This is a genomic window from Marinobacter sp. HL-58, from assembly GCF_001314605.1.
Lineage (GTDB): Bacteria > Pseudomonadota > Gammaproteobacteria > Pseudomonadales > Oleiphilaceae > Marinobacter.
In genome coordinates this window covers 244,430-264,226 of the sequence record NZ_LIHP01000012.1, presented here as the reverse complement: position 1 = coordinate 264,226, position 19,797 = coordinate 244,430, and the positions used below count along the sequence as shown (strand labels likewise).

Here is a 19,797-nt window from a genome sequence, read left to right as displayed (position 1 = left end):
TCCCGTTGAGGCAACAGGCCGGCGCCCCGTAACAGGACGCCGGCCTTTTTACGCGCGGACTAGCGGTTCCGTTTGAGCCCTGTGGACACCATGATGCGGGTTGATATTTCTTCCACCGAGTAAGCCGTGGTGTTGAGGTAGGGAATTCGCTCGCGGCGATACATCAGCTCAATCTCTTCTATTTCGTGCATGCACTGTTTAAGCGACGAGTACCGGGAATTGGGTCGGCGTTCGTTGCGAATAGTGGCAAGCCGCTCGGGTTCAATGGTCAGCCCGAAGATCTTTTCCTTGTGACCGCGCAGGGCCGCCGGCATTTTCTGGTCTTCCAGGTCCTCCTCGGTAATGGGGTAATTCGCTGCTTTCACCCCGTACTGAAGCGCCAGGTACAGGCAGGTGGGGGTTTTGCCGCTGCGGGAGGCACCGACCAGTATCAGGTCCGCCTCATCGTAATGCCGGGTACGTGCACCGTCGTCGTTGTCCAATGCGAAATTGACCGCCTTTATGCGTCGCTCGTAGCTGCCCTCGTTATTGATGGAGTGGGATTTGCCGACGGTGTAGGAGGACGAAGACTGCAGTTCCTGTTCCAGCGGGTTCAGGAAGGTTCCGAAGATATCCACCATGAAGCCGCTCGCCCCGGCAATGACATCCCGTATGTCACTGTCGACAATGGTGTCGAAAACCAGGGGGCGAGCCCCGTCCGTCTCGGCTGCCTTGTTGATGCGTTTGACCATTTCCCTGGCTTTGTCAGCGTCGTCAATGTATGGCACGGTAATGCGCTCGAAATCTATTTTCTCGAACTGTGCCAGCAGGCTGTGCCCCAGGGCCTCGGCGGTCAGGCCAGTACCATCGGATATAAAGAAAGCAGTTCGTTTCATGGTGTGTAGTCCGGCTCCGTATTTGGCGGGTTCCCTAGGTAATTCCCACAGGTTACAGTATCATACACGCCAAGTTCGAGAGCCCGCAGTGGAGAATGCAGCAATTGCAGGGTCAGGGTTGCGTGAGGGCCACCTCCACCGCTCCGGTATCGCTCTTTGCCACAACGAATCAAGGGAGACACGCTTTGGAAGATTACATTATCTGGTTTGACCACCTGGGAATGTCAGACGTTGACCGGGTCGGGGGAAAGAACGCCTCCCTCGGTGAAATGATCAGTAATCTCGCCAATGCAGGTGTTACCGTGCCCGGCGGTTTTGCCACGACGGCCCATGCCTATCGTGAGTTCCTCGCCAAAGACGGCCTGCGGGCAAAAATCGATAACGCTCTCGACGCCCTGGATATCAACGACGTCAACGAACTGGCGCGGGTCGGCTCGGAGATTCGTCAGTGGATTCTCGATACCCCGTTCCCGGAAGCCTTGGAAAAGCCTCTGGCAGACGCCTATGCAAAACTGCAGGGGGGCAATGACAGGATGGCGGTGGCTGTGCGTTCATCCGCCACAGCCGAAGATCTGCCGGATGCCTCGTTTGCAGGCCAGCAGGAGACATTCCTGAACGTGGTTGGGCTCGAGCAGGTTCGCACCTCGGTGAAGGAAGTCTTCGCCTCACTGTTTAACGACCGCGCCATTTCCTACCGTGTTCACCATGGCTTTGATCACAAGCAGGTGGCTCTCTCTGCCGGTATCCAGAAGATGGTTCGCAGTGAAACAGCGGCCAGCGGTGTCATGTTCACACTGGATACCGAGTCCGGCTTCCGGGATGTGGTGTTTATCACCGGTTCCTATGGTCTCGGCGAGACAGTGGTTCAGGGGGCGGTCAACCCGGACGAGTTCTACGTTCACAAACCCACCCTTGAAGCCGGAAGGCCTGCGGTTCTGCGCCGCAATCTGGGTAGCAAGGCCATCAAGATGGTTTACCACACCGATCCCTCGGCAGAGCAGTTCGTGGAAACTGTGAAAGTGGAGCAGGACGACCGCAACCGTTTCTGTATTACCGACGCGGAAGTGGAAGAACTGGCCAAACAGGCCATGATCATTGAAAAACATTACCAGCGCCCGATGGATATCGAGTGGGCAAAGGATGGCGACGATGGCCGCATCTATATTGTTCAGGCCCGCCCGGAAACTGTGAAAAGCCGTGCTTCCGCCAATGTCATGGAGCGCTACCTGCTGAATGAAACCGGTACCGTATTGGTGGAAGGTCGCAGTATCGGCCACAAGATCGGCAGTGGTCCGGTCAAGATCATCACCAGCATCAAGGAAATGGACCGGGTTCAGGCGGGTGATGTGCTGGTCACCGACATGACCGATCCGGACTGGGAGCCGGTGATGAAGCGGGCCTCCGCCATCGTGACCGACCGGGGTGGGCGAACCTGTCATGCGGCCATCATTGCCCGTGAGCTGGGTATTCCTGCCGTCGTGGGTTGCGGTGATGCGACAGAGGTACTGAAAGATGGCCAGGAAGTGACGGTTTCCTGTGCCGAGGGCGACACTGGCCTTATCTATGAGGGCAGCCTGGACTTCGAGCTGAAAGAGAATACCGTCGACTCCATGCCCAATATCCCCTTCAAGATCATGATGAACGTGGGCAACCCGGACCGGGCCTTTGACTTCCAGGCGCTGCCCAATGAGGGTGTTGGCCTGGCCCGCCTGGAATTTATCATCAACCGCATGATCGGTGTGCATCCCAAGGCGTTGCTGAACTTTGACGGCCTGCCGCGGGATATTCGTCAGACCGTGGAGAAGCGGATCTCCGGGTACAGCTCTCCGGTGGATTTCTACGTTGATAAACTGGTGGAAGGTATCTCCACCCTGGCAGCAGCCTTCGCGCCCAAGAAGGTGATTGTCCGCCTGTCGGACTTCAAATCCAACGAATACGCCAACCTGATCGGCGGTACCCTTTACGAGCCGGACGAAGAGAACCCGATGCTGGGCTTCCGCGGTGCCTCCCGCTATATCTCCGAGACATTCCGCGACTGTTTCGAACTTGAGTGTCGAGCCCTGAAAAAAGTCCGTAACGAGATGGGGCTCACCAATGTGGAAGTCATGGTGCCCTTCGTGCGGACCGTGGGTGAGGCCGAGCAGGTTGTGAATCTGCTGGCTGAGAACGGACTGAAGCGCGGTGAGAACGGGCTCCGGGTGATCATGATGTGCGAGTTGCCCGCCAATGCCATCCTGGCGGAGCAGTTCCTTGAGCATTTTGATGGCTTCTCCATCGGCTCAAACGATCTGACCCAGCTAACCCTGGGCCTGGACCGGGATTCCGGTATCATCGCGCACCTGTTTGATGAGCGGAACGACGCGGTCAAAGCGCTGCTGGCCAGTGCCATTCAGGCCTGCAAGAAGGCCAACAAGTACATTGGTATCTGTGGTCAGGGCCCGTCCGACCATCCGGATCTGGCGAAGTGGCTGATGGATCAGGGCATTGATTCTGTCTCTCTTAACCCGGATTCGGTCCTGGATACCTGGTTCTTCCTTGCTGACGAGAAAATTGACTGACCAATCGAGAAAAAGGAGGGCGCACGCGTGCCGATTGTAACCCCAGATCTGTGTGATGATCACCCGGAAGTACTTGTGGTAGAGCCGGGATTCCGGAATTTCGGCGCCGTGGATGCGTTCGGCGGCGAGATTGTGACGGTCAAGTGCTTTGAAGATAACTCGGTCGTCAAAGAGCAGGTTGCTCTTCCGGGTAACGGCCGGGTCATGGTGGTTGATGGCGGCGGTTCCAAACGTGCTGCGCTGCTCGGTGATATGCTGGCGGAGAAAGCGGCGGATAACGGATGGGCGGGGTTGATCATTTACGGCTGCATCCGGGATGTGGACGTGATCGCCCGGACTTCGCTGGGTGTTCAGGCACTGGGTACACATCCGCGTAAAACCGAAAAGCGGGGCGTGGGTGATCTGAATGTGCCTGTGACGTTTGGTGGCGTGACCTTCCACCCCGGCCACTACGTCTATGCCGACAACAACGGCATCGTGGTATCCGGGAAGCCGCTCAAGACTGACTGATACGACCAGTTGCCCGGCAGTCGCCTGCGGCTGCCGGTTTTATCCGTCTGATCATCCTGATCAGCGTTTGACCTGAACAATCTCCACGCCCAGCAGATACCCATCACCTTCGGGTTCACACCGCAGTACACGACAAAGCGTTTCGAAGGGAGGAAACTGGTCGTTGGTGGATGGCAGCAGGGTATGGATTTCGTCCCCTTCCGAAAACGCTCTCTCCACGAAAAGTTGCATGCCGGCGCCACTGAGGTCCTTGCAGATACCCGGAAAAGCGACACCGTCTCCATCCGTGAGCTCGATTTCCGAATTCATCTGCATGCGATGAAAATCGCGTTTCTCTGAGTAGTCTTTCATGAACTCCGACATCCCGACACCTCACCACGGTTGTTTTGTTCTTTATAATCGCAATGGGTGGTAGCGTCAAAGAATACGCGGGGTATCAGGCCCAGTTGTCCGTTTTCCGGGCAGGCTTCAGCAGTGGAACCACCAGGGCAAGAATGACACCCAGCAATACCAGGGCCGCGCCCAGCAACATGAAGTCCGACTCTTTTTTCCCTTCAAGCCGTTCCTTCTCGGCGGTCAGTACCTCCAGCTCATTGCGAAGCTTCTGGTTCTCCTCGCTCAGTTCACTGTTGCGGCGGTCCAGGTTAATGGAATCGGACGCTACTTCCTTGATGTTGCTGAGTTCTTCGCTGAGCTTTCCGGCGCGGGATTGCAGGGCTTCTTCGGAGTTTCTCAGCTCGTCGCGCTCGCTGGTGACCTCTTCAAGCTGTTCCCTGAGTTCACCAAGTTCATTGCGGGTTTGTTCCAGCTGCTTGTTGGCCTGTTCAAGTCTTTGCCTGGCGACAGGCGTTTCGGTGACGTAGCGGGAATTGATCCAGCCTTCGATGCCCTCAGGGGTCCGTACCCGGCTGTAGCCGGAATCGGACGTTTCCAGGAGCTCCAGGGCCGTGCCACTGCGAACTCCGGAATGAAGAATGCGGTACTGTGTCCCCTCGCCACTGCGAATCGGGGCATAGAGTGAATCGTCGACATAGACGGTCTTTGCATGGGCTGAGGCTGCAGCAACCATCAGTGCAAGAAAGCAGAAAATCAGACGTAAAGGCGTCACTGGTTTTGTTCCCTGATGCAGCGATTTGAGGCGCAATTTTGTCACAGATACCGGGCCATACAAGACAGCGTTCATTACAAAACACTCATGGAAGCGGATGCCGGCGCCAGGAGCCAGGTCATGGGAGTACGACCTTGAAGGGTTTGACGGTGACCCGCTGGTACACGCCGGCGTCCACGTAGGGGTCAGCGTCCGCCCATGCCTGTGCGGATTCCAGGGAATCGAACTCGGCGATGACCAGACTACCGGTAAATCCGGCATCGCCGGGTTCCGGGGTATCGATCGCGGGATGGGGGCCGGCAACGAGTAACCGGCCTTCGCCCTTCAACTGGTTGAGCCGGTCAAGATGAGCAGCGCGGGCGGAAGCCCTCAACGGCAGGCTGTCTTCAACGTCTTCGCTGATTATGGCGTAATACATGGCATTCTCCGGATATTTGCTGACACGGGGCAGTGCCGGGCTGATACACTGGCGCTGCCTACTATCTCTGAAATCGGAAACGATGTGACTATAACGCAAGAAGCTGAATTCTGCATTGATCTGCACTGCCACAGTACCGCCTCGGACGGTGCCCTGCCTCCTGAAGAGTTGGTTCAACGGGCGCGGGAGAAAGGCGTAACCCACCTCGCGTTGACGGATCATGACACGATAGCTGGGCTGGGCGACGCGGAAACGGCAGCGGCGGCCGTTGGTATTTCACTGGTGGCGGGTACCGAGTTGTCCTGCGTCTGGCGCAGCCACACCATACACATTGTCGGGCTTGATTTTGATACCGCCAACCCGGGTCTGAACGCTGCTCTGGTGCGGCAGAATGATAACCGCTGGCGAAGGGCACGGACAATTGCCGAAAAGCTGGGCAAGTTGAAAATTGAAGATATGGTGGAAAAGGCCACCATCAAGGCCGGCGGGGATGTGCCAGGGCGGCCCCATTTTGCCCGGGTGCTGGTTGATGAGGGCGTGGTCAAGGACTCCGCTCAGGCGTTCAAGCGTTACCTGGGTACAGGCAAGGCCGGAGACGTCAAGGGCTTCTGGCCGTCCCTGGAGGAGGTTGTGAAGTGGATTACCGACGCGGGCGGAATCGCAGTACTGGCACACCCGCGCAAATACAAGCTCACGGCCACCCGATTGCGTTCACTGACCAGCGATTTCCGCCAGGCCGGGGGCCGGGCCATTGAAGTGTCCACATCCGGCCAGTCCAGCGGTGACCTCGGCTTTCTGGCCGAGCTGTGCCGTCGGGAAAACCTGCTGGCCTCCCAGGGCAGTGACTTTCACTTTCCCGGAGCGCCCTGGTGCGAATTGGGTTCCATAATGAAAATGCCAGACGGGCTGGAGCCTGTCTGGCATCATTTCAGAAAACCGGTCGGTGTTACTGCTCCGGTTTAATCCGGAGCGTGGAACAACAGATACAGGTCGGTCAGCGAATCGGGAATCGCATCGGACATATCCCGGGACAGTTTCGGGCTGTTGCGGACATTCTGGAAGTCCTCGTCTTCGAACAGGCCCGACAGTGTCAGCATCGGTACCAGCAGGTCGGCGGTTTCTTCCTCTCCCGCTTCCAACCAGGCATCCTCGTTTTCGAGGAAGGTGTCCACAAAGCCTGCACACCAGTTCTCGAGCGCATTCATCGGGTCACCGTCTTCCGGCTCCGGCAATTCCAGGGGCTGCCCCATGTCGAGAGCATGGGCCATATCCCTGGAAAGCCGTTCCACGGCACTGCGGAAGGTATCCGGAATCCGGCCATCCGGCGCCTGGTCGGCGCCCGTGGCCAGTCTGAATATATCCTCAGTGCTTAATGATACCGGGCCTACCACGCTGGCGCAGACTACCCCGTGCAAACCGAAGAAATCCAGGGCGTCGTCACCCCAAGGTTCCGCGAACAAGATGTCTTCCAGCGCTTCGATGTCCGAATCTGATAGCATTCGTCAGTCACTCCCGGCCTTTTTGGCCTCTTCGGCTGCCCGCTGACGTTTACGGACTTCCCTCGGATCATTGTAGGCTCGGCCCGGTGTTACCGGTACATCCACCTGGTCGGTTTGCTTTTCAGGCTCCGCTGCCGCTTCTTGGGCTTTTTCGGCGGGCTTGTCTTCCTGTCCGGGCTGTTCAGCTTCCGCTTCTTTCGCAACCGGCGTTTCAACAGCCTCCGGTTTAACGTCCGGTTGTTTGCTGGTGTCGTCTGTTGCTTTTGGCTCTGATTCTGCCTTTGCTGCCGGCGCTACGGGCTGTTCTGCCTTTTCAGGTGCGGGACTTGCGGCCTCCTTCGCAGGGGCATTGTCCGCCGGGGTTTCGGGCTTGCTTTCGGCGTTCTGTTCCGGCTTCTCTGTTGCTTCAGGCTCTGCCTCTCCGGCAGTTGCAACCGGAGTTGGCTTTGCTTCCCCGGATGATGACCTGGCAGCAGCTTCTGGCGCGGTGTCAGTGGCGGTTTCAGCCTTCTTTGCTGCAGGCTTTCTGCCGGAGGACCGGCGCGGACGGGCAGGGCGCTTTGGTTTTTCCTCGCCCTTTGCATCGGCACCGCTGTCTTTGGTGTCGGCAGATCCGGCCTGGCTGGTATCCGTTTCAGTTTCCGGCGCTTTGTTTTCATCGACGGGTTTTTCAGCAACCGGGGATTCAGCAACGGATTCCGCCTGCTCGGCTTTGGCCACCTCTACAGGCGCTGCGGGCCGGGGCTGCTCCGGGGTGGTGTCTGCAGCAGCAGGTGAAGTTGCAGCTGCATTTTCGTCCCGGGCCTCTACAGGCTTTTCGGTCGCCTTCTCTTCAGGCTTGTCTGCAGGCTTGCTCTCTGGTGCATTGGCTGCAGCCACATCCGGTTTTCCGGCAGGCAGTACCACGGGTTTGTTTTCCGTTGAGTCCTCCGGCTGGGTATCTTTCTGATGCTTCTCACTGCGAGCAATCTTCCGATCTGCCGGTGTGGAGGCCGGAGTTTCCGCAGGGGAGCCATCGCGATTGCGATTGCGCCGCGGCTTGCGGCGCTTCTCGTCGGAGCCGGGCCTGTCGGCGGCAGGCGCTTTCTGGGTGCTGTCCTGCTGCTCCTGCTTGTCTTTTACCTCTCCGGTACCTTTCTGTTCCCGGGTGTCCTTCTGGTCGCGGCCCTGGGGCTTGTTGCGGCCCTGGCCACGGCCCTGGGGCTGGCCGTCCTTGCGATTGCTGTCCTTGCGGCCATCCGCGGTCTTGTCGCCACTGCCCTGCTGGGCCTGACCCGGACGTGCCTGGTCTTCGCCGCGATTGCGGTTGGCGCCACGATTACGGCCACGGTTATCGTCAGTGCGGCTGCTGTCACCACGGTTGCCCCCGGCCTGACGCCGGTCTGCGCCGCTGCGGTTGCCAGGGCGATTGTCGTCCCGGGCTACCCGGGATTTGCGGCGATCCTGCCGACCCTGGGTGCGGCGCTCATCACGATCGGAGCGGCTGGGCTGTTCCCGCTTTACCGGTGGCTCACCGATAACTTCCTCACCACTGAAGAAATCGGCAATCTTGCGGCCGAGCTTGCGGAACAGGCCTTCGCCCTGGTCTGCGGATGCCGGTTCCGCTGCCTTGTTCTGAACCTGTGCCTGGGCCGGCGCAGGCGCCGGGGCGGCGGGGCGAATGGCTTTCACCGCTGCCTGTTCGCGCACCGGCGGCTGGGCGGCCGGGGCTTCGAATATTTCTTCTTCGCGCTCGCTGTATTCCTGCGCCACCTGGTAGCTGGATACGTGCTCCACGCCAGCTTCATCATCACGCATACGCAGGATTTCAAAGTGCGGGGTTTCCATGTGGGGCGCCGGAACCACCACAACTTCCACTTCCTGACGGGCTTCGATATCAGCCAGCTGCTTGCGCTTTTCGTTCAGCAGGAAGGTGGCAACGGCCACGGGAACCACAGCGCGGACCTGGCCGGTCTTCTCCTTGGAAGACTCCTCGTAGATCAGGCGCATGATGCTCAGAGCCAGGGATTCGATGCCACGAATGGTGCCCTGACCCTCACAGCGCGGGCAGACCTCACTGCGGGTTTCACCGAGTGACGGACGCAGACGCTGGCGGGACATTTCCAGCAGGCCAAAGCGGGAAATCTTGCCCACCTGGACCCGGGCGCGATCGATTTCCAGCGCTTCGCGCATTTTCTGTTCGACTTCCCGCTGGTGTTTTGCCGGGGTCATGTCGATGAAGTCGATGACAATCAGGCCGCCCATGTCGCGCAGGCGCAGCTGGCGGGCAATCTCTTCCGCCGCCTCAAGGTTGGTCTGAAGCGCCGTTTCCTCAATGTCATGGCCTTTGGTGGCCCGTGAGGAGTTGATATCAATGGACACCAGGGCTTCGGTCGGATCAATAACAATGGAACCACCGGAAGGCAGTTTCACTTCCCGCTGGAAAGCCGTCTCGATCTGGCCTTCGATCTGGTAGCGGCTGAACAGAGGGATTTCATCGCTGTACAGCTTGATCTTGTTCTCGAACGAGGGCATGACGGCGCGGACGAAATTCAGGACGTCCTCGTAAACCGTGCTGGCATCAATGAGTACCTCGCCGATGTCCTGGCGAAGATAGTCGCGCACGGCTCGGATGATCACGTTGCTTTCCTGGTGGATCAGGAAGGGTGCCTTGCGCTCGCCGGCAGCCTGGGTAATGGCTTCCCAGAACTGGACCAGGTAATCCAGATCCCACTGCAGCTCTTCGGTAGTGCGGCCGATACCGGCGGTGCGCACAATAATGCCCATGGATTTTGGCACCTGGACGTCATTCATGGCTTCTTTGAGTTGTGCCCGCTCGTCGCCCTCGATGCGCCTGGAGATGCCCCCGGCGCGGGGGTTGTTAGGCATCAGTACCAGGTAGCGGCCGGCAAGGGAAATGAAAGTGGTCAGGGCGGCGCCCTTGTTGCCACGCTCTTCCTTGTCCACCTGAATAATGACTTCCTGACCTTCGGAGACCACATCCTTGATGTTGATCTTGCCTTCGATCTGGCCGGGGGATTTCTTGAAATACTCCTTGGAGATTTCCTTGAGAGGAAGAAAGCCGTGCCGGTCGGCGCCGAAATCCACGAAGGCGGCTTCCAGACTTGGCTCTACACGAGTGATACGTCCCTTGTAGATGTTGGCTTTTTTCTGCTCGCGGGAGCTGGATTCGATGTCCAGGTCGAACAGACGCTGGCCGTCAACCAGGGCTACGCGCAACTCTTCTGGGTGAGTTGCATTGATCAGCATTCTTTTCATGGAAAGAAATGGTTCCTGTCGTTTGGTTTGGACAGAAAACCCGGGGGAATGGCATCAGCGAAGCAGAACTTGCGTGCCGTGGGCCCCTTGTTTCAGGAGCAAGCCGACGGCCAGACGAATCAGATCCCTGCGGGAAGTCTTCCCGGGGTTCCGAGGCCACCGCCGACAGTTCGTCTGCCCGAAGGCAGGGAGGTGTCGTGTAGGGTTAATGTCTGTTGACGCATGTTATCCGTTTTCAGGTTCACGCGGGTGCCTGGGTCTCACGTCGTATTCGTATGCTGGACGGCCCGGCCCTGCGTGCTGGTAAAGATTCTTCGCGATGTCGCCCGACGGTTTTCCGTACGGTTTTTGTTCTCCCGGTTTCCGGTCAGTTGTCGTTTTCGACGTCTTCCGTTTCAATCCGGGAGGATTCGGTCGCCGTACCCGCTAATGATTGGGCTTTCGGCGTTCAAACTCTCAAATAGTGTCGGTATACTTCTGCCGCTCCGGCTTCTGGCATACTGGCCAGGCCGTAGACAAACGGTAGAGCACGCCGGAATATAACAGTATTCGCCCGGCCCTTCAATCCCGCAGTTTTTTGGCGGTAAGGTAAGCATGTCCAGATCTCCCAGGCATAAACAATCCTCATCCTCTGTGCGCCCGGACAGAGGCTCGCGGAGCAGTCAGTCGGCGGGCGCCGGGGCTTCAGAGGTCAGGCAGGGTGTGCGAAAGGTAGTGGTGGGTGAGGACAACGCCGGCCAGCGGGTGGACAACTTCCTGATGGCGCAGATCCGCGATGTGCCCCGCAGCATTGTCTATCGCATCATCCGTAAAGGCGAGGTGCGGGTAAACAAGGGGCGGGTCAAGCCTGATACCCGCCTCAGCACAGGGGATGAAGTGCGAATTCCCCCGGTAACCCGCAAGGAGAAGCCGGAACAGGTGGTGCCCGGCTCCCGGGTTCAGGGGGTGATGCAGGATGCGGTCATTTTCGAGAATACCGAGATGCTGGTGGTCAACAAGCCCTCCGGTATTGCGGTCCATGGTGGCAGTGGTCTGGACTTCGGGCTGATCGAAGTGCTGAGGGCGGCCAGGCCCGAGGCAAAGTTTCTGGAGCTGGTGCACCGGCTGGATCGGGACACCTCCGGCCTGGTGATGGTGGCGAAAAAGCGGTCTGCACTGCGGTATCTTCAGGATGAGCTGCGCCACAAACGCATTCGCAAGAAGTACCATGCGCTGGTGGCAGGAGACTGGCCGCCGTCGGTCAGGCGGGTGAATGAGCCACTGTTGCGTTTTGAGCTGGGCTCGGGTGAACGGCGGGTCCGGGTGGACAGTGCCGGGAAAGAATCTCTCACGCTGTTCCGGTGTCTGGCATCCTATAATGGCTACAGTCTTGTGGAGGCCTCGCCGGTTACCGGGCGGACGCACCAGATTCGGGTTCACTGTGCCTGGGCGGGTCATCCGATTGCCGGGGATGACAAGTATATGGATGATGTAAGTCTTCGGGCCTTCCGCGCGGCAGGTGGGCAGCGCCTGATGCTCCATGCCCGGGCGCTGGACTTTACGTTGCCGGTATCCGGCGAGGCCGTTCATCTTGAGGCACCCTACGATGCGGCGTTTGGCGATACCATAGCCAGGCTCGCAGCCCGCCGCGAGGCATCCGAATAACCGGTCATGCCGATCAGGCTATTGAGCATGACCACAGCAGAGTAGTAAGAATGGACGTAAAGGTTGTAATTTTTGACTGGGACGGAACCCTGGTGGATTCCGTCGATCACATCGCCGACAGCCTGCACCAGGCTGCCACTGAACTTGGCTACCCGGAACTGGAGCGCGAGGCCTACCGCGACATTATCGGTCTGGGCATGATCGAGGCACTGGAAAAACTGTACCCTGGTATCAGCCGCGAGGAAATGAACACGATTCGCGAAGGTTATGCCCGCTACTTTTTTTCCAAGGTGACCACACCGCAAAATGTCTTCGAGGGAATGGCCGATGTACTGGCCGACCTCCGGGGAGGTGGGCGCGGGTGCTCGGTGGCCACAGGGAAAAGTCGCCGTGGCCTCGAGGGCGCGCTGATTTCGAGTGGCCTTGGGCCACACTTTGACATCACCCGTTGCGCTGATGAAACCCGCTCCAAGCCGGATCCTGCCATGCTCGGAGAGATTATCCGTTTCTATGGAATCGAGCCGCATCAGGCGGTAATGATCGGCGATACCCGTTACGATCTCGAGATGGCGCAGCGCATCGGAATGCCGTCCATCGGAGTGGAGTGGGGCGTGCACAAGCGGGATGTACTGGGGCATTATTCACCGCATGCGATCGTCGATTCAGTGAAGGATCTGCGGGACGTGCTGGGCCTCTGAACCTTAACAGCAACAGGATGAGTCAATGAGCGATTGGGAGTCAGACAGGAATCCCGGCTGGGGGAGTGAACCAGAGAGTGGTGCGGGAAGACAGTCCGGTGGCCGCAGATCACCGGCAATGCCCCCGGAATCAGCCCGAGACTGGAAGCTGATCGAAAAACTGGTGATGTCGCTCCAGTCGGAGCAAAGAAGGAGCCGGCGCTGGGGGATTTTCTTCAAGCTGCTGACGTTCGGGTACCTTTTTGCATTGCTGTTCATGATCAAGTTTCCCCTTGGTGGGGCTCTGGATTCCGCAGCTAAAGGCGAGCATACAGCGCTTGTGGAGGTCGATGGCACCATTGCCGCCGACGAGCTGGCCAGTGCGGACAATATTGTCGGTGCGCTGCGTGAGGCGTTCGAGGCGGAAAGTTCCGTGGGAGTCATTCTGCGGATCAACAGCCCGGGCGGCAGTCCCGTGCAGTCCGGATACATTTATGACGAGATTGTCCGCCTGCGGGACGAGTACCCGGACAAGAAACTGTACGCTGTTATCTCCGATATTGGCGCTTCCGGTGCCTATTACATTGCTGCCGCGGCGGATGAGATCTACGCGGACAAGGCCAGCCTGGTGGGCTCCATTGGTGTGGTTGCCGGTGGTTTCGGGTTTACCGGTATCATGGAAAAGATCGGGGTGGACCGTCGCCTCTATACGGCTGGCGAGAACAAGGCATTTCTCGATCCATTCTCCCCTGAGCAGGAAGACGAGGTTCAGTTCTGGGAGAGTGTTCTTGAAACCACCCACGGCCAGTTTATTGAAAGCGTACGCAAAGGGCGTGGCGATCGCCTTGCTGACGACGAGCGCCTGTTCTCGGGGCTTGTCTGGAGCGGTGAGCAGGCGCTTGAGCTGGGTTTGATTGATGGCCTGGGCAGTTCGTCCCACGTTGCGAGGCAGGTGATCGGCCAGGAAGATCTGGTGGATTACAGCCGCCGGAAATCACCGTTCCAGGATATTGTGGATCAGTTCGGTGTATCTATCGGTAGCGGTATTGCCCGTTACGTGTCCGAATCACGATTCGAACTGCGTTGATGTGCTTGGGGCTGCGTAAGCGGATTCAGCCCCCAGTTCCGGAGCATGTCGGTCAGCGCAATCAACGGCAGCCCCACCAGGCTGTTGGGGTCTCTGCCTTCGAGTTGGCTGAACAGTGCAATGCCCAGGCCCTCCATTTTAAAGCTGCCAGCGCAGTCATAGGGGGTTTCGGCATGCAGGTAATGGCTGATTTCTTCCAGGGTAAGGTGCCTGAAGTGGGCATGGAAGCATTCGCAATGGCTCTGTAGTTTTCCTGACCCTGAGTCAAGCAGTACCAGGCCGGTCATGAAAGAAACCCGTTTGCCGCTGCTTCGGGCAAGTTGTTGCACTGCGCGCTCATGGTTTCCGGGTTTGTTCAGCAAAGTACCGTCCTGAAGGCAGGCAACCTGGTCCGAGCCGATAATCCAGTGGTCAGGATAAGCCGGTGCAAGGGCTCGGGCCTTTGCGGTGGCCAGCCGGGTTGCCAGCTGTTCTGCGTTTTCGGTGTCAGTGGGTGATTCATCAATATCCGGAGACACCGCCTCGAAGGGTATTCCCAGCCGTGTCAGTAATTGCCGCCGGTAAGGCGATGACGATGCAAGCAGCAGTGGGCGTGGTTTCATTGACTTCCTCGGGGTTGCCTGGAGTGGCCCGGGCGGGCCCGGACACGATGGTATTATCGTAGAATACACCTATCCCCGGTGTAACCCCTGCGCAAATGCGCATGAAGTCTTTGACAGCAGCGGGCCGGGCCCCTAAAATTGCGCGCCTATGTCAAAAGCCTCAAGCGCCGAGCTGCCCAAAACTGTCGATCCTTACCGTTTGGCAGAGCAAAACATTGTGTTGGAGGGAGAGATTCCTCTGATGGCATTGGCTCGCTTTGGTGACTCCGTTTACGGATTTGAGGATGGCGCGGTGTGCCGGGTAGAGCTGTCATTTTCCATGGACAGCGAGCGCAGGCGCATAGTGACGGGCAAACTGGAAGCGCCGGTAACGCTGGAGTGTCAGCGTTGCATGGGCCCCATGCAGCAAACGCTGGTGTCCGGCTTTACGCTGGGTCTGGTGACCAGTGATGCGCAGGCACAGCAGTTGCCAAAGGAGCTTGAACCGTTCCTGACGGACGATTTCAGTGCGAATTTGTGGTCGATGACCGAAGATGAGTTGCTGCTGGTTCTGCCTCCGTTCCCGCTTCATGAGCGCGACGAATGTCCCGCCAGAGAGGAACTGGAAGCTTTCGAGCCGGATGACACCGGTGAAGAGCCGGTGAAAAAGTCTGAAGACAACCCGTTCAGTGTGCTGGCGGATCTCAAGACAAAGAAACATTAATCAGGCGTCGTTTTTTTACGGAAAGCCGGCGCGAATTTAACGAACATACGTTTATCAGGTCAGGAGCAAAATCATGGCTGTACAGCAAAACCGAAAGACCCGCTCAAAGCGCGGCATGCGCCGTTCACACGACGCCCTGAGCACTGCAGCTCTGTCCACCGATACCACCACGGGTGAGGTGCATCGTCGCCACCACGTGTCTCCGGACGGTTTTTATCGTGGCAAGCAGGTAATTGAGGCTCGCGACGAGTAAACCGTCGCGGGAATTCATTCGCCAGTGCCAGATGGAGGAACGGTGAAGCCGGTCACCATCGCTATTGACGCCATGAGTGGTGATCGCGGAGCCGCTGTGGTGGTCTCCGCTGCACTGGATGCAGTGAAAGAAAACGAAGCCTTGAGTCTTGTTCTGGTGGGAATCCGGAGCGAACTCGAGGCTTTGTTGCATGAGGGGCACCCGCGAATACGGATTGTTGAAGCGGCTGACATCGTGCGTATGAACGAGCGTCCGTCCCATGCGCTTCGGCACAAACGCAATTCGTCCATGGCTGTTGCTCTCGGTCTTGTCCGGGACGGTGTTGCCCAGGGTTGTGTCAGTGCCGGCAACACCGGTGCGCTGATGGCATTCGGCCGATCCCTTATCCGTATGTACCCGGGCATTGAACGCCCGGCGATTGCCAAGCTGATCCCGTCATTGCGGGGCCGGTGCCATGTGCTTGATCTGGGCGCGAATGTCGACTCCACAGCTGAAAATCTCTATCAGTATGCACTGATGGGATCGTTGATGGCGTCAGCCATCTGTAACCAGCCTGAGCCCCGGGTTGCCCTGCTGAATGTGGGCGAGGAAGAGATCAAGGGCAACGAACAGGTGCGTTTGGCCTCCCACATGCTGGCTCAGAGTGACACCATCAACTACATCGGATACATCGAGGGCAGTGACCTGTTCCGGGATGTGGCCGACGTGGTGGTCTGCGATGGTTTTGTCGGCAATATTGCGCTCAAGACCGGCGAGGGTGTTGCCGGATTGCTGATAGAGCTGCTGGAGCAGGCATTTACGAAAACCCTGTATGGCAAGTTTGTTGGTCTGCTGGCCAGGCCGATGATCGGGCGCCTGCTCAGACTGATGGATCCATCCCGGCATAATGGTGCCAGCCTTCTGGGGCTCCAGGGAGTGGTTATAAAAAGTCACGGAAATGCCAACGAGCGTGCCATGCTGGCCGCCATCCGTCAGGCGGTGCGAGAAGTGGAGCTGGAAGTGCCCAGCCGGATTAATGACCGCCTTGATGACCTGATGTTCTGATTATCCCTCTCTGAAAAGACAGCCTCTGAGACTAAAGTATGTTCCCGTTTTTGCCAGATTGGCCGGATCGGGCCCCAGGTTGTACTATTGGCTAATCTCCCGTAACCCCACATTGACGGTAAGATTCGCACTATGAAATCAGCCTTTATTTTTCCCGGACAAGGATCACAGTCTGTAGGCATGCTGGCGACAGCAGCCGAAAGCTGGCCGATCATAGAAAAAACCTTCTCGGAAGCCTCCGATCTGCTGGGGTATGACCTGTGGCATTTGTGCCAGCATGGTCCGGCAGAGGAACTGAACCAGACCACAGTGACACAGCCCGCGTTGCTGACTGCCAGCATCGCGTTGTGGCGGCAATGGTTTGTGGCTGGAGGCAAGGCCCCTGACTTTCTCGCCGGGCACAGCCTGGGCGAATACAGCGCGCTGGTAGCCGCCGAGAGCCTCAACTTTTTCGATGCCATCAAGCTGGTGCGTCTGCGTGGGGAATTGATGCAGACGGCAGTTCCTGCCGGAGAAGGCAGGATGGCCGCGATCCTCGGGCTTGAGGACGACGACGTGACCGCCGCCTGCGCGGAAGCCGCCAATGGTGATGTGGTCTCCGCGGTGAATTTCAATGCCCCCGGCCAGGTAGTCATTGCCGGTTCCGCTGCGGCGGTGGAGCGTGCCATCGAGGCCTGCAAGGCCCGTGGCGCACGCAAGGCAATGCCATTGCCGGTGAGCGTTCCGTCCCACTGTGCGCTGATGAAAGGTGCCGCAGAGGAGTTGGCGGCAGCGCTTGACGAAGTCAGCTTTAACGACGCTGTCATTCCCGTGGTTCAGAATGTGACAGCTGCAGTGGCCCAGGACAGCGATTCCCTCAAGAGCAATCTGGTCAAGCAGCTATACTCTCCAGTGTTATGGACCGACTCTGTCCGCAAACTGGTGGCCAGTGACGTCGGGATCGCGGTAGAGTGCGGCGCCGGCAAGGTACTTGCCGGCCTGGCGAAGCGGATCGATCGTGACCTTTCGGTCTATGGAATTGAAGATCCGGACGCCCTCGCAAAAGCGTCAGAGGCGTTCGGACAGAAATGATAGGAGCATTGCATGTCTCTTGAAGGCAAGACCGCACTGGTAACCGGTGCAACCCGCGGAATCGGAAAAGCCATCGCCAGGGCATTGGCTGAGCAGGGTGCGACGGTGGTGGGCACGGCTACCAGTGAAGCCGGTGCCGAGTCCATTTCCGCCGACCTGAAAGCGGTGGGTAACAAGGGTTTCGGTATTGTAATGAACGTCGCGGACCCTGACAGCATCGACGCTGGCCTGAAAGAGGTGAGTGAAAAAGCCGGTGCGCCGGTGATTCTCGTCAACAATGCCGGCATCACTCGTGATAACCTCCTGATGCGCCTGAAAGACGACGACTGGTCGTCTGTGATTGAAACCAACCTGTCTAGCGTCTATCGCACCAGCAAGGCTGTATTGCGTGGCATGGCGAAAGCCAGGTGGGGCCGGGTGATCAACATAAGTTCGGTAGTGGCCGGCATGGGGAATCCCGGGCAGGCCAACTATTGCGCTGCCAAGGCAGGTGTTGAAGGCTTCACCCGCAGCCTGGCGAAAGAAATGTCGAACCGGGGCATCACCGCCAACTGTGTTGCCCCGGGATTTATTGACACGGATATGACCCGAAAACTGGACGACAAGCAACGCGAGGCTATGATGGAAGTCATACCCGCCGGTCGTCTGGGTGAGCCGGAAGAAGTGGCAGCGGTTGTTGCCTTCCTGGCCTCGGAGGCCGCTGGTTACGTGACAGGCGAAACAATTCACGTCAATGGCGGTATGTACATGGGATAGTCCCTTCGGGGGCGTGTGCGCAAACCCTTGTTGCACAACATGTTTGAATGGAACCCCTGCTTGTTTGCAGGTATGGTTTAAACTAAACTGGCAGCATTCGAGTTGCTTGGTTGACACAAAAGTGAGGACATTATGAGTACAGTTGAAGAGCGCGTGAAGAAGATCGTTTGTGAGCAGTTGGGCGTTAAAGAGTCCGAGGTTCAGAACACATCTTCTTTTGTAGAGGACCTTGGCGCTGACTCACTGGACACCGTTGAGCTGGTCATGGCACTTGAGGAAGAGTTCGAGACCGAAATTCCGGACGAGGAAGCGGAAAAGCTGGCGAGTGTCCAGGACGCGATCGACTACATCGTCGCGCATACCTGATACTCAGCACGTTTTTTACGCCAGGCAGAAAGCCGTCCATGTGATTATTCAGTGGACGGCTTTTTTATTGTCCGGCACATACTGTGGCAGAAATGGAACAGACTTCAGGTGAAGGGGATATGGCTAAACGACGTGTTGTGATAACAGGCATGGGAATGCTGTCGCCACTGGGTAACGATGTGGATTCGTCCTGGAACGGGATCCTGGCGGGGCGCAGCGGCATTGGCGAAATCGACCGGTTCGACACGACGGCATACAACACACGGATTGGCGGCGGCATCAAGAACCTGGACATGGAGCCTTACCTGTCCGCCAAGGATGCCCGGAAACTGGATGCGTTCATTCATTACGGCCTTATTGCCGCCCAGCAGGCGGTCGACGCGAGCGGATTGGACCGGTATACCGGTCTGGACAAGGAGAGAGTCGGTGTGGCGATTGGCTCGGGGATCGGTGGCCTCGAGTATATAGAGAAGAATATTATCAACATGGAACACTCTGGCCCCAGAAAGGTGTCCCCCTTCTTTGTGCCGGCGTCCGTTATCAACATGATTTCCGGCAACGTTGCCATTCGCTTCGGTTACCAGGGCCCCAACATTGCCATCGTGACGGCCTGTACCACAGGCACCCACAACATCGGTTATGCCGCCCGCACCATCGCCTATGGCGATGCCGACGTGATGCTGGCCGGTGGTTCGGAAATGGCCACTACCCGGAGCTCTATCGCCGCTTTCTCCGCGGCAAGGGCACTTTCAACCCGAAACGACGAACCTGAAAAGGCGAGCCGTCCCTGGGACAAGGGCCGGGACGGGTTTGTGCTCAGTGATGGCGCCGGTGTTGTCGTGCTTGAGGATCTTGAGCATGCAAAGCGCCGGGGTGCGAACATACTCGGTGAAATCATCGGATTCGGTATGAGCGACGATGCCTTTCACATCACTTCCCCGCCAGCAAATGGAGAAGGTGCTGCTCGCTCCATGAAAAATGCGATCCGCGACGCCGGGCTGGCCCCCGAGGCCGTTGACTACATCAATGCCCATGGCACCTCAACCCAGGTAGGCGATGTTGCCGAGGTTGCGGCGGTCAAATCGGTATTCGCTGACCATGCTTACGAGCTGGCAGTCAGCAGCACCAAGTCCATGACGGGCCACCTGCTGGGTGCGGCAGGTGCGGTTGAAGCGATTTTCTCCTTGCTGGCCATTCGCGACGGTGTACTGCCTCCCACCATTAACCTGGATGAGCCGGACGAAGGCTGTGACCTGGACTTTGTTGCCGGCCAAAGTCGCAAGGCCGATGTCCGGGTGGCCCTGTCCAACTCCTTCGGATTTGGCGGCACCAACGGCACCCTGATTTTCCAGCGTTACGAGGACTGAT

The 19,797-nt window shown here is 58.1% G+C and carries 20 protein-coding genes; 13 read left to right on the top strand and 7 right to left on the bottom strand.

All coding sequences use genetic code 11. The features are described from left to right. Positions 1-59 precede the first annotated feature (59 nt). Positions 60-875, bottom strand: a complete 816-nt coding sequence (locus HLUCCO03_RS11715) for a pyruvate, water dikinase regulatory protein (protein WP_027832465.1) — start codon at positions 873-875, stop codon at positions 60-62. Between the two features lie 185 nt (positions 876-1,060). On the opposite strand from HLUCCO03_RS11715, the gene ppsA reads away from it, so the two are divergent. Next, positions 1,061-3,433 (top strand): phosphoenolpyruvate synthase, encoded by a 2,373-nt coding sequence (gene ppsA / locus HLUCCO03_RS11710; protein WP_027832464.1) that lies wholly within the window; start codon positions 1,061-1,063, stop codon positions 3,431-3,433. A gap of 27 nt (positions 3,434-3,460) precedes the next feature. Then, entirely contained in the window at positions 3,461-3,943 is a 483-nt protein-coding gene (gene rraA / locus HLUCCO03_RS11705) for a ribonuclease E activity regulator RraA (protein ID WP_051603891.1), read from the top strand. Positions 3,944-4,003: 60 nt separating this feature from the next. Here the strand turns inward: rraA and HLUCCO03_RS11700 are convergent, their stop codons facing one another. From HLUCCO03_RS11700 to HLUCCO03_RS11690, 3 genes are all read right to left on the bottom strand, one after another. After that, a complete protein-coding gene (locus HLUCCO03_RS11700; protein ID WP_027832462.1) occupies positions 4,004-4,294 on the bottom strand; it encodes a PilZ domain-containing protein in 291 nt (96 codons plus the stop codon). Positions 4,295-4,379: 85 nt separating this feature from the next. Beyond that, entirely contained in the window at positions 4,380-5,051 is a 672-nt protein-coding gene (locus tag HLUCCO03_RS11695) for a TIGR04211 family SH3 domain-containing protein (protein ID WP_027832461.1), read from the bottom strand. 118 nt (positions 5,052-5,169) lie between these two features. Beyond that, positions 5,170-5,469 carry a YciI family protein gene (locus tag HLUCCO03_RS11690; protein WP_027832460.1) on the bottom strand — a complete coding sequence of 100 codons (300 nt, stop codon included), beginning with the start codon at positions 5,467-5,469 and terminating at the stop codon, positions 5,170-5,172. 84 nt (positions 5,470-5,553) lie between these two features. On the opposite strand from HLUCCO03_RS11690, the gene HLUCCO03_RS11685 reads away from it, so the two are divergent. Continuing rightward, complete coding sequence (locus HLUCCO03_RS11685) at positions 5,554-6,432, top strand: PHP domain-containing protein (RefSeq protein ID WP_027832459.1); 879 nt, start codon at positions 5,554-5,556, stop codon at positions 6,430-6,432. Here HLUCCO03_RS11685 and HLUCCO03_RS11680 read toward each other — a convergent pair. Both HLUCCO03_RS11680 and rne read right to left on the bottom strand, forming a co-directional pair. After that, complete coding sequence (locus HLUCCO03_RS11680) at positions 6,429-6,968, bottom strand: YecA family protein (protein WP_027832458.1); 540 nt, start codon at positions 6,966-6,968, stop codon at positions 6,429-6,431. The two genes, HLUCCO03_RS11685 and HLUCCO03_RS11680, sit on opposite strands and share 4 nt — an antisense overlap. Positions 6,969-6,971: 3 nt before the next feature. Next, positions 6,972-10,226 carry a ribonuclease E gene (rne, locus tag HLUCCO03_RS11675; protein WP_027832457.1) on the bottom strand — a complete coding sequence of 1,085 codons (3,255 nt, stop codon included), beginning with the start codon at positions 10,224-10,226 and terminating at the stop codon, positions 6,972-6,974. Between the two features lie 702 nt (positions 10,227-10,928). Here rne and rluC point away from each other — a divergent pair. From rluC to HLUCCO03_RS11660, 3 genes are read left to right on the top strand one after another with little or no spacing between them, the layout of a single operon-like run. Next, positions 10,929-11,870, top strand: a complete 942-nt coding sequence (gene rluC / locus HLUCCO03_RS11670; protein WP_292016699.1) for a 23S rRNA pseudouridine(955/2504/2580) synthase RluC — start codon at positions 10,929-10,931, stop codon at positions 11,868-11,870. A 50-nt stretch (positions 11,871-11,920) separates the two neighbouring features. After that, complete coding sequence (locus tag HLUCCO03_RS11665) at positions 11,921-12,568, top strand: HAD family hydrolase (protein ID WP_027832455.1); 648 nt, start codon at positions 11,921-11,923, stop codon at positions 12,566-12,568. 25 nt (positions 12,569-12,593) lie between these two features. After that, on the top strand, positions 12,594-13,634 hold the full coding sequence (locus tag HLUCCO03_RS11660; RefSeq protein ID WP_027832454.1) for a S49 family peptidase: 1,041 nt from the start codon (positions 12,594-12,596) through the stop codon (positions 13,632-13,634). Here the strand turns inward: HLUCCO03_RS11660 and HLUCCO03_RS11655 are convergent. Continuing rightward, on the bottom strand, positions 13,601-14,236 hold the full coding sequence (locus HLUCCO03_RS11655; protein WP_051603890.1) for a nucleoside triphosphate pyrophosphatase: 636 nt from the start codon (positions 14,234-14,236) through the stop codon (positions 13,601-13,603). The genes HLUCCO03_RS11660 and HLUCCO03_RS11655 overlap by 34 nt on opposite strands. A gap of 148 nt (positions 14,237-14,384) precedes the next feature. Between HLUCCO03_RS11655 and HLUCCO03_RS11650 the strand changes: the two genes are divergently transcribed. From HLUCCO03_RS11650 to fabF, 7 genes are all read left to right on the top strand, one after another. Then, a complete protein-coding gene (locus HLUCCO03_RS11650) occupies positions 14,385-14,939 on the top strand; it encodes a YceD family protein (protein ID WP_027832453.1) in 555 nt (184 codons plus the stop codon). A gap of 73 nt (positions 14,940-15,012) precedes the next feature. Next, positions 15,013-15,192 carry a 50S ribosomal protein L32 gene (gene rpmF / locus HLUCCO03_RS11645; RefSeq protein WP_027832452.1) on the top strand — a complete coding sequence of 60 codons (180 nt, stop codon included), beginning with the start codon at positions 15,013-15,015 and terminating at the stop codon, positions 15,190-15,192. A gap of 42 nt (positions 15,193-15,234) precedes the next feature. Beyond that, positions 15,235-16,236 carry a phosphate acyltransferase PlsX gene (gene plsX / locus HLUCCO03_RS11640; protein WP_027832451.1) on the top strand — a complete coding sequence of 334 codons (1,002 nt, stop codon included), beginning with the start codon at positions 15,235-15,237 and terminating at the stop codon, positions 16,234-16,236. Positions 16,237-16,368: 132 nt separating this feature from the next. Next, positions 16,369-17,307, top strand: a complete 939-nt coding sequence (gene fabD, locus HLUCCO03_RS11635; RefSeq protein WP_036197576.1) for an ACP S-malonyltransferase — start codon at positions 16,369-16,371, stop codon at positions 17,305-17,307. Between the two features lie 12 nt (positions 17,308-17,319). Beyond that, positions 17,320-18,063 (top strand): 3-oxoacyl-ACP reductase FabG, encoded by a 744-nt coding sequence (gene fabG / locus HLUCCO03_RS11630; RefSeq protein WP_027832449.1) that lies wholly within the window; start codon positions 17,320-17,322, stop codon positions 18,061-18,063. A 132-nt stretch (positions 18,064-18,195) separates the two neighbouring features. Next, positions 18,196-18,429, top strand: a complete 234-nt coding sequence (gene acpP / locus HLUCCO03_RS11625) for an acyl carrier protein (RefSeq protein WP_007154069.1) — start codon at positions 18,196-18,198, stop codon at positions 18,427-18,429. Between the two features lie 119 nt (positions 18,430-18,548). Then, entirely contained in the window at positions 18,549-19,796 is a 1,248-nt protein-coding gene (gene fabF / locus HLUCCO03_RS11620) for a beta-ketoacyl-ACP synthase II (protein WP_292016697.1), read from the top strand. Position 19,797: the final 1 nt, after the last annotated feature.

Coding starts and splice junctions, on each gene's coding strand:
- HLUCCO03_RS11655 (WP_051603890.1), bottom strand. CDS start 14,236: ATGAAACCACGCCCACTGCTGCTTGCATCGTCATCGCCTTACCGGCGG.
- acpP (WP_007154069.1), top strand. CDS start 18,196: ATGAGTACAGTTGAAGAGCGCGTGAAGAAGATCGTTTGTGAGCAGTTG.
- rpmF (WP_027832452.1), top strand. CDS start 15,013: ATGGCTGTACAGCAAAACCGAAAGACCCGCTCAAAGCGCGGCATGCGC.
- HLUCCO03_RS11690 (WP_027832460.1), bottom strand. CDS start 5,469: ATGTATTACGCCATAATCAGCGAAGACGTTGAAGACAGCCTGCCGTTG.
- HLUCCO03_RS11660 (WP_027832454.1), top strand. CDS start 12,594: ATGAGCGATTGGGAGTCAGACAGGAATCCCGGCTGGGGGAGTGAACCA.
- HLUCCO03_RS11680 (WP_027832458.1), bottom strand. CDS start 6,968: ATGCTATCAGATTCGGACATCGAAGCGCTGGAAGACATCTTGTTCGCG.
- rne (WP_027832457.1), bottom strand. CDS start 10,226: ATGAAAAGAATGCTGATCAATGCAACTCACCCAGAAGAGTTGCGCGTA.
- fabD (WP_036197576.1), top strand. CDS start 16,369: ATGAAATCAGCCTTTATTTTTCCCGGACAAGGATCACAGTCTGTAGGC.
- fabF (WP_292016697.1), top strand. CDS start 18,549: ATGGCTAAACGACGTGTTGTGATAACAGGCATGGGAATGCTGTCGCCA.
- HLUCCO03_RS11715 (WP_027832465.1), bottom strand. CDS start 875: ATGAAACGAACTGCTTTCTTTATATCCGATGGTACTGGCCTGACCGCC.
- fabG (WP_027832449.1), top strand. CDS start 17,320: ATGTCTCTTGAAGGCAAGACCGCACTGGTAACCGGTGCAACCCGCGGA.
- HLUCCO03_RS11665 (WP_027832455.1), top strand. CDS start 11,921: ATGGACGTAAAGGTTGTAATTTTTGACTGGGACGGAACCCTGGTGGAT.
- HLUCCO03_RS11700 (WP_027832462.1), bottom strand. CDS start 4,294: ATGAAAGACTACTCAGAGAAACGCGATTTTCATCGCATGCAGATGAAT.
- HLUCCO03_RS11650 (WP_027832453.1), top strand. CDS start 14,385: ATGTCAAAAGCCTCAAGCGCCGAGCTGCCCAAAACTGTCGATCCTTAC.